This window comes from Marinomonas sp. UCMA 3892 (genome assembly GCF_012726345.1).
Classification (GTDB): Bacteria; Pseudomonadota; Gammaproteobacteria; order Pseudomonadales; family Marinomonadaceae; genus Marinomonas.
Map to the genome: position 1 here is coordinate 1 of NZ_PTXN01000033.1, position 9796 is coordinate 9796.

The 9796-nt window shown below is 43.6% G+C and carries 7 protein-coding genes and 1 rRNA gene; 1 reads left to right on the top strand and 7 read right to left on the bottom strand.

Features of this window, described 5'->3' with window-relative positions; genetic code table 11:
- From B6N13_RS22955 to tadA, 3 genes are all read right to left on the bottom strand, one after another.
- Positions 1-65: ribosomal RNA gene (locus B6N13_RS22955) — 16S ribosomal RNA — on the bottom strand; the annotation flags it as partial.
- Positions 66-563: 498 nt separating this feature from the next.
- The gene (purL, locus tag B6N13_RS22960; RefSeq protein WP_169460720.1) at positions 564-4463 is read right to left on the bottom strand and encodes a phosphoribosylformylglycinamidine synthase; all 3900 of its coding nucleotides are present in this window, start codon (positions 4461-4463) and stop codon (positions 564-566) included.
- Positions 4464-4580: 117 nt separating this feature from the next.
- Positions 4581-5069 (bottom strand): tRNA adenosine(34) deaminase TadA, encoded by a 489-nt coding sequence (gene tadA, locus B6N13_RS22965; protein ID WP_169460721.1) that lies wholly within the window; start codon positions 5067-5069, stop codon positions 4581-4583.
- A gap of 128 nt (positions 5070-5197) precedes the next feature.
- On the opposite strand from tadA, the gene B6N13_RS22970 reads away from it, so the two are divergent.
- Positions 5198-5620: a CBS domain-containing protein gene (locus B6N13_RS22970; RefSeq protein ID WP_012071664.1), complete on the top strand. Its 423-nt coding sequence runs from the start codon at positions 5198-5200 to the stop codon at positions 5618-5620.
- Between the two features lies 1 nt (position 5621).
- Here the strand turns inward: B6N13_RS22970 and B6N13_RS22975 are convergent, their stop codons facing one another.
- From B6N13_RS22975 to B6N13_RS22990, 4 genes are all read right to left on the bottom strand, one after another.
- The gene (locus B6N13_RS22975) at positions 5622-5879 is read right to left on the bottom strand and encodes a cold shock domain-containing protein (protein ID WP_012071665.1); all 258 of its coding nucleotides are present in this window, start codon (positions 5877-5879) and stop codon (positions 5622-5624) included.
- Between the two features lie 93 nt (positions 5880-5972).
- Complete coding sequence (locus B6N13_RS22980; protein ID WP_169460722.1) at positions 5973-8756, bottom strand: valine--tRNA ligase; 2784 nt, start codon at positions 8754-8756, stop codon at positions 5973-5975.
- Positions 8757-8887: 131 nt separating this feature from the next.
- On the bottom strand, positions 8888-9337 hold the full coding sequence (locus B6N13_RS22985) for a hypothetical protein (protein WP_169460723.1): 450 nt from the start codon (positions 9335-9337) through the stop codon (positions 8888-8890).
- A 264-nt stretch (positions 9338-9601) separates the two neighbouring features.
- Positions 9602-9796: hypothetical protein (locus tag B6N13_RS22990; protein WP_211172985.1), on the bottom strand; the 195-nt coding region annotated here is incomplete at its 5' end.

Below are 9796 nucleotides of genomic sequence, written 5' to 3' on the forward strand. Positions count from 1 at the left end.
TCGACTTGCATGTGTTAAGCCTGCCGCCAGCGTTCAATCTGAGCCATGATCAAACTCTTCAGTTAAAAAGTTTGCTTACTCAAAATCTATTACACTAACAATAACTTAATCATTTCATCGCCCCGAAGAACAACAAAACAACATAAAGCGAATTGACGTGTTAGACGTTTCGCAAGACTTCAATTTTTTTGATCATCTCGAATCAGTTAAAAACTGATCCGGACAATCTTCTGAAGCCTCCAGCGAGCGCCCACACAAATTATCTGATTATCTATTTTAAAGAGCGTCTGATGCGTTGTTCAACGTCTTACCTTAGTAAGTGGCAAACTCTTGTTTGCGTCGTTGTCCGTGTCAGTGGGTGCGTATAATACATTCCAAAATTTTATGTGCAACCTATTTTTTAAAATTCTTTTAATTAATTTAATTTCCCGCCATTTTTGTTTAAAAAATATTCAAAACAAAGAAAAGTTGATCACTTATCAAACAATACAAATCAATAACCATAAAAAAAGCCCCTAATATTTCGATTAGAGGCCTTATGCTTTGCCATTAAAGCAACTAAATTAACCTAGCCACTTCCTCGCATTTTGGAACAAACGTAACCATGGTGCTTGTTCTTCCCATTCGCTTGGGTGCCAGCTGTGCTGAACGGTACGATAAACACGCTCTGGGTGAGGCATCATAATAGTCACTCGACCATCTTCAGATGTTAACCCCGTGATACCTTGCGCAGAACCATTCGGGTTAAATGGATAACGTTCGGTTACTTGACCGTAGTTATCGACATAACGCAACGAAATTTGGTTCGCCGCAGCCAAAGTTGCTATATCTTGGTCATCACGGTATTCCGTTAGACCCTCACCATGGGCAACAACTATAGGTAGACGAGAGCCCTCCATGCCAGCCAGTAAGATAGAGTTCGATTTTTGGACTTCAACCTGCACTAGACGGGCTTCAAATTGAGCAGATTGGTTACGAACAAACTTCGGCCAGTGGGCAGCGCCAGGAATCAATTCATATAGATTCGATAGCATCTGACAACCATTACATACACCAAGAGTGAATGTATCAGGACGATTGAAGAATGCTTCGAATTGCTCACGAGCTACTGGGTTGAAAAGGATAGACTTCGCCCAACCTTCACCAGCTCCCAATACATCACCGTATGAGAAACCGCCACAAGCTACCAAACCACTAAATTGATCCAGTGTGGTACGACCAGACAATATATCACTCATGTGAACATCAACTGGTGTGAAACCGGCTTTATGGAAAGCGGCTGCCATTTCAACTTGGCCATTTACACCTTGCTCGCGTAGTACAGCAATCTTAGGTTTAACGCCAGAAGCAATGAAGGCAGCAACAATATCTTCATTTTGATCAAAACGAACATCTGCAGATAAGCCTGGGTCTTTTGCATCCAGCAGGCTGTCAAATTCTTGCTGTGCTGAATCAGGATTATCACGCAATGCTTGAATACGGTAACTGGTTTCAGACCAAACACGCTGCCAATTAATGCGAGATTCCTCAAGCACGGTTTCACCAGCGAAACGAACACGAATGTTATCGTCCCCAGACAAAGTAGCAATAGAAGCAACAGTGACACCTACTTTTGCATAAGCAGCAATAATATCAGCAACATCTGATTCATTAACTTGAATCACTGCCCCCAACTCTTCGCTGAATAGCACAGGCGCCACTTGGGCACGATTAGAAACAACTTCATCAAGATCGATATTCAGACCCAAATGACTCGCGAATGACATTTCAGCCAAAGTTGCAAACGCACCACCGTCAGAACGGTCATGGTAAGCCAACAGTTTACCTTCTGCATTAAGTGCTTGCGTCGTATCAAAGAAGCCAGCCAATGCAGCCGCATCATCCACATCTGGCGCTTGCTGACCCAGTTTGTTGTAAACCTGAGCAATAACAGAACCGCCTAGACGATTTTTACCAGCTCCCAGATCAACCAACAACAAACGCGTATCTGCTTTATTTTGCAGTTCAGGTGTAAGTGTTTTACGAACATCGGTAACTGGAGCAAAGGCTGAGATAACCAAAGACAAAGGTGAAGTTACAGCTTTTTCTTTGCCATCTTCCTTCCATACAGTCTTCATCGACATGGAATCTTTACCTACTGGAATAGCAATATCCAACGCAGGACACAACTCCATACCAACCGCTTTTACAGTTTGGTAAAGTTTTTCATCTTCACCTTCATGACCCGCTGCTGCCATCCAGTTTGCAGACAGCTTAATACTGCTACGTTTAGTAATATGCGCTGCAGCCAAGTTAGTTAAGGCTTCACCTACCGCCATACGACCAGATGCAGGTGCATCAAGCAAAGCAACAGGTGTACGTTCGCCCATTGTCATGGCTTCGCCGGTATAGCTTTCTAAAGAAGACGTTGTAACCGCCACATCCGCTACAGGTACTTGCCATGGACCAACCATTTGATCACGAGCCACCATACCAGTAATCGAACGGTCACCAATGGTGATCAAGAAGTTTTTACTTGCGACGGTTGGCAAGCTTAAGACACGGTTTGCTGCATCAGCAAGATCCACATCAACTGCAGTAAAGTCATCACCCGCAATAATGGCTTTTTTGGCTTCACGGTGCATTTTTGGTGGCTTGCCAAACAATACAGACATTGGCAAATCAACAGGTTTGTTATCAAAATGCTCATCTGCCACTTGCAGATGCATCTCTTCTTTTGCTTCACCAACGATAGCGAAAGGACAACGCTCACGCTCACAAATCGCAGTAAATTCTTCAATACGATCAGGTGAAACGGCCATAACATAACGCTCTTGCGATTCGTTACACCAGATTTCTAGTGGTGACATACCTGGTTCATCATTCAGAACCTTACGTAGGTCAAAATTACCACCACGCTCGCCATCTTTAACTAATTCAGGCAAAGCGTTAGACAAACCACCAGCACCCACATCATGGATAAAGCTAATTGGGTTTTTGTCGCCTAGTTGCCAACAACGGTCAATAACTTCCTGACAACGACGCTCCATTTCAGGGTTGCCACGCTGTACAGAAGCAAAATCTAGATCTTCATTACCATCGGCAGATGCCATTGAAGAAGCCGCACCACCGCCAAGACCGATCAGCATTGCAGGGCCACCAAGTACGATTAACTTAGCGCCAACCTTGATCTCTTGTTTTTCAACGTGCTCACGACGAATATTACCAATACCGCCAGCCAACATAATTGGCTTGTGATAACCACGAACTTCTTCTTGAGAAGCACCTTGGATGGTTTGTTCATAAGTACGGAAATAACCTAATAAGTTTGGACGACCAAACTCATTGTTAAATGCCGCGCCACCAATTGGACCTTCAATCATAATGTCCAAAGGCGTTACGATACGAGACGGTTTTCCATAATAGCTTTCCCATGGCTGTTCAAAACCTGGGATCTTAAGGTCCGATACCGTGTAACCACTCAAACCAGCTTTTGGTTTGGAGCCAATACCTGTGGCACCTTCGTCGCGAATCTCACCACCAGAACCCGTTGCCGCGCCTGAGAAAGGCGCTATGGCAGTTGGGTGGTTATGGGTTTCTACCTTCATCAAAATATCGATGTGCTCATGACTGAAGTCGTATTCACGAGTTTCTGAAGATGGGAAGAAACGTCCACCAAAGTGACCTTCCATCACAGCTGCGTTGTCTTTATAAGCAGACAAAGTGCCATGAGGATTATGTTCGTGTGTGTTCTTGATCATTTTAAACAAAGAGCGCTCTTGCTCTTCGCCATCAATAGTCCAAGACGCATTAAAAATTTTGTGACGACAATGCTCTGAGTTTGCTTGTGCAAACATCATTAGCTCTACATCAATTGGATTACGACCCAACTCAATGAAAGACTCAACAAGGTAATCAATTTCGTCATCCGCAAGGGCAAGACCTAGCGTTTGGTTTGCCTCAACCAACGCTGCACGGCCGCCACCCAGTACATCAACACTTGTCATTGGTGCTGGTTCTGCATGAGAGAACATGTCAGTCGCGTCGCTCAATGCCGGAAGCACGCTTTCTGTCATGCGGTCATGCAACATAGCAGACAACAAATCTAGCTCTTCAAGCGCCAATGGCGCTGAGCTATGAATAAAGTATTCCACGCCACGTTCAACGCGGGATACGGCCGCAAGGCCACAGTTATGAAGGATATCGGTTGCTTTCGATGACCAAGGTGAAATGGTACCTAAACGAGGAACCACAAGAACACTTTGATCAGATGAACTGACTTGGGAGGATTTAGGACCGTAGGCCAAAGCGCGTTGTAGAACAGTTTCCTGTTCAGCAGTAAGCGTTTGATTATCAACCAGCTCCACGAAATGGAGAAATTGAGCATCAACATCTGTGACAGATGGGATAGATGCTTGCATATTGGCTAATAACTTTGCCTTGCGAAACGCTGATAGCGCTGCGGAACCATGCAGAGTTAGCATGTTGAGTATTGCCTCACTTGGTAGTTTTGGGGAAATGGTGCGGGTATTTTAAATCAATGAGGCAAATAGAGGCCAGCAGAGTATGAAATTTCTACACAAAATGATGGAATTAATTGCCTAAGTAGCCTTTTTTGCCTGTTCCTTGAGCTTCTTTTTTTGTTCACGGCGATATTGAAAGAACTGGGTAAGCTGAAGAGAAGCCATTTCAGCCAATACGCCAGACTCAACTTTCACTTTGTGATTAAGAAATGGCGCTTCAAAAAAATGCCCCCGACTGTCCACTATACCGCTTTTGGGTTCCGTCGCAGCATAAACCACTCTATCAATACGTGCATGAACCATAGCGCCCGCACACATAGAACAAGGCTCTAATGTGACATATAAAGTCGCACCAGGCAGCCGATAGTTATTAATGGTTTTACAGGCCATACGAATCGCCTGAATTTCAGCGTGAGCGGTAGGATCACAAAGCGAAATCGGTGCATTATAGCCTTCACCGATAATTTCACCGTCTAGCACTACAATCGCACCAACCGGAATCTCATTTTCTGATGCGGCTTTCGCAGCTAGCGCTATTGCACGCTCCATCCATTCATGATCTGTCATTATTGATCTACCTCAAGGCAGCCACACGTTCTCTGAGACATAATCGCCTTTTATTCATAATTGCCTTTCATACCTAATCCGCTCTACACTGAGCATTAACGCTGAAATAAATATAGGGAGACTTATTCATGCGCACTGTAGCTGATTTGATGATTACTAACTTAATTACCCTGAGAGAAAACGATTCTTTAGCGAAAGCTAAAGCATTGATGCAAGAAAAAAACATTAGAAACATTCCCATCGTAAACGACGAAGGGGAATGTGTTGGCATGCTAACGCAGCGTGAATACTTACGTCATGCCTTTCATTTAGTTAGCCAATTTGGCACCCAACAGATATCTAAGAAAGAACAACAAACACCAATTGCTAACGCCATGAACAAGGACATATTAACAGTAAGCCCTGAGACAGACTTAGACATGGCTGCAGAGTTCTTTATTGAAAATAAATATGGCTGCCTACCTGTAACTCAAGACAACAAACTCATTGGTATAATTACACCCGTCGATTTCGTCAAACTTGCGCACAAGATGCTAACTGAATCTAAATAAACTAAGCACTTTCAAGTTGTTGGTTAGAACCAGAGGATGCAACTTGCGCCTCTTTTTCTAAACGCACATCCATCGCCTGCAAGCCAAAATCCGTAGTAGATAATACAAAACTAACTAACTGCCCTTTTCTTAAGCTTTTATGACCATCACAAACAATCGACTTGTAATGAACGAAAACATCACTGTCTTCTTCACGTTTAATAAAACCCACACCTTTAGCGTCGTTAAACCACTTAACTTTTCCAGTTAATCTTTCCATTGCTGTCTCGCCTCTTTTTTATTTTTATTAAGTAAGCGTAAGGTCAGAAACCAAAAATGATTTCTGACCTTAGTTCTTTTTCAAAGAACGAATTTATAAAGATTCAATACTGATCTTTTGCTCTTCTAATTTACTAACGGCCAACTGTAAGTCATCACACTTAGCACGTTCTTTCTCAACTACTTCAGCAGGCGCTTTCGCCACAAAGCTATCATTCGAAAGTTTACCTTGAATACGCTGCAATTCTTTTGATGCTTTATCAATTTCTTTTTGCAGACGCGCAAGCTCAGCTTCTTTATCAATTAAGCCAGCCATTGGCACAAGCACTTCCATGTCACCCACTAACGCAGTCGCTGACATTGGCGCTTCATCACCAGCATTCAACCAAGTAACCGTTTCTAGCTTCGCTAAGGTTTGCAAGAAAGTTAAGTTCGCTTCTAAGCGTGCTTTGTCTTGTTCAGAGCCATTACGGAACAAAATAGTCAGCGGCTTAGACGGAGAAATATTCATTTCACCACGGATGTTACGAATGCCTTCGATAACACCTTTTAGCCATTCAACATCCGCTTCTGCTTGTTCATCTTTTTTCGCTTCATCAGCCGTTGGATATTCACCCAACATAACCGTCTCACCTTTAACACCTGCAAGCGGCGCAACACGTTGCCAAATTTCTTCGGTCAAGAATGGCATCATCGGATGAGCAAGACGCAGGAAAGCTTCCAATACTCGAACCAAGGTACGACGCGTGCCAGTCAATTGCGCTGCAGTGGCGTTTTCATCCCAAAGCACAGGCTTAGACAATTCCAAATACCAATCACAGTATTCGTGCCACATAAATTCGTACAATGCCTGAGAAGCCAAATCGAAACGATGAGTATCGAAAGCGCGGTTTACTGCATCTTCCGCATGCTGCAATCGAGAAATAATCCACTTATCAGCAAGAGACAATTCAACCTCTGCACCATTCTGACCGCAATCTTGATCTTCGGTATTCATCAAGACATAACGTGTCGCGTTCCAGATCTTATTACAGAAGTTACGGTAGCCTTCAAGACGGTTAAGATCGAACTTAATATCACGACCACCGGAAGCCAAAGAGCAAAGCGTAAAGCGTAGTGCGTCTGTACCATACGCTTGAATACCTTCTGGGTAGGTTTCACGAGTATTCTTTTCCACTTTTTCGGCCAAACGTGGCTGCATCATGCCGTACGTACGTTTCGCAACCAAAGACTCGATATCGATACCGTGAATCAAATCCAATGGATCGATAACATTACCTTTGGATTTAGACATTTTATCGCCCCGCTCATCACGAATAAGGCCAGTGATATAAACGGTTTTGAAAGGTACTTTATTGGTAAATTTCAACGTCATCATGATCATTCTAGCAACCCAGAAGAAAATGATATCAAAGCCGGTTACCAACACATCCGACTCACTAAACTCAGCAAAATCTTGCGTTTCTTCTGGCCAACCTTGTGTTGCAAAGGTCCAAAGCGCTGAAGAGAACCAAGTGTCTAGTACGTCTTCATCTTGAGTTAGCTCAACATCAGCCACTAGGCTGTATTTGGCGCGAACTTCCTCTTCACTCTTACCAACGTAATGTTTGCCATCCGCATCGTACCAAGCTGGAATCTGATGTCCCCACCAAAGCTGACGAGAAATACACCAATCTTGTAGATCACGCATCCAAGCAAAGTAAGTGTTCTCCCACTGTTTAGGGACAAACTGAATATCACCGTTTTCAACAGCCTCAATCGCTGGCTTAGCCAATGACTCAACCGCCACATACCACTGCTGCGTTAGATATGGTTCAATAACCGTATTACCACGTTCACCACGTGGTACTTTTAATTTGTGATCAACGATTTTTTCAAGCAAGCCAAGCGCATCAAAATCCGCAACAACAGCTTTACGTGCATCAAAACGATCCATACCGCGATATTTTTCGGGTGCCACATCATTAATGGCTGCATCGTCGGTCAAAATATTGATCAATGGCATGTCGTGGCGTTTGCCTACTTCATAGTCATTGAAGTCATGGGCTGGTGTAATTTTCACACAACCCGTACCAAATTCTTTATCTACATATTCGTCAGCAACAATTGGAATACGACGACCAACCAACGGCAACTCAACAAACTTGCCAACAAGATCAGTAAAACGTTCATCATCCAAGGCAACCGCTACGGCTGCATCACCAAACATAGTTTCAGGACGTGTAGTTGCTACTACGATGTGATCTTTACCATCCGCAGTTTTCACACCATCGGCAAGCGGATAACGGAAATACCACATGAAGCCATTCTCTTCTTCCGCAATAACTTCAAGATCAGAAATAGCGGTATGTAAAACAGGGTCCCAGTTTACAAGGCGCTGACCACGGTAAATGATGCCCTCGTCAAATAAGCGTACGAACACTTCTTGTACCGCTGCAGACATGCCCGGATCCATAGTGAAACGCTCTTTATCCCAAGCAACAGAGTCGCCTAGAACGCGCATTTGATCGGAAATCGTACCGCCAGATTGACCTTTCCATTCCCACACTTTTTCAAGAAATTTTTCGCGTCCAAGATCGTGACGAGTAATATTCTGTGCCGCCAATTGACGCTCGACCACCATTTGCGTGGCGATACCTGCATGGTCACAACCCGGCTGCCATAAAGTGCGGCTACCTTTCATACGCTCACGACGAATCATGGCGTCCATCAAGGTATGCTGAAAAGCATGCCCCATGTGTAGACTGCCAGTTACGTTTGGCGGCGGAATCATGATTGAAAATGGAGAACCGTTGCCTTGAGGGGAGAAATATCCACCCTCTTCCCAACGTTTATAAATAGGTTGTTCAATACTCTGAGGTTGGTAGGTCTTTTCCATTATGATGTCTTAAGGCTCTTATGTAGCGATCAATTGTAAGTTGGGGAATTATAACGTGTCATAACAAGATAAAGAATAACACGTAGGTAATTAAGCCGTCTGCAAACGCATTAGACAGCTCTTAATTTGTATTATTCTTTTTGATTTGTATTACTATTTTGGGTTGTCTCTGTTGCCTGCAATACCTGCATTACTTCCAACACCAATTCTGGCAAACGCTTTTCAAGTACATCTGCAATAGTTTTAGCAATCAACTCTTGAGAGAAAGAGGATTCAGCAACCACATTGCTCAACGTAACAACTTCATCTAGTCGCGGATCTGGTAATTCATCTTTAGTATCATTCTGATAAGCTTCCTGCGAAACGCTAACATCAAGGAGATCTCGCTCCTTAACATCCTGCTCTTTGCGCTCACTGCAAGACCGTTCCAAATGCGCTTCTTGACTAGAGGTAAAAGACTCTTTCTCAGCGACAATATCCATCAAAATAGGAATATCATCTTGATTCCGCAAAGCGGACATCAAGGTTTCTTCATCTGGTTCAAAAATACTATCATCATACTGAGTGGCTAAATTTGACATAGGAAAAACCAATATTAAGAAAACAAAATACAAGGATTAAGCGACATTACCTACTTAACCCATCATTTGAAGCCCTCAACTTTCGCATTGAAAATAACAAAAGTCCACCCTCATAAAGAAAGGCATTAACCTCAACCCCACTAGAACAAAAATAACACCTTGATCGGACTAACCTTTCCTCTTAAAAGATTGTACATCGAGTAGGGTGAGGCGTTGCCGCCTCATCCCTCTCACAGAACCGTACGTACGGACCTCGTATACGGCTCATGCAAACTTCCATTCAGTATAAACACTGAACACATACCCCGTTCTCACTTCTTCAAGATTCACCAAACCTTGCTCATCGAACCATTTGTTTGGCATCGCGTGGCTGGCTAATGGACTCGCTGCATTTCTCCAACTGGTCATCGAGATGTACTTAAACGGCGGCTTGTAGCCCAGTTGCTTGAGCCTTCGATG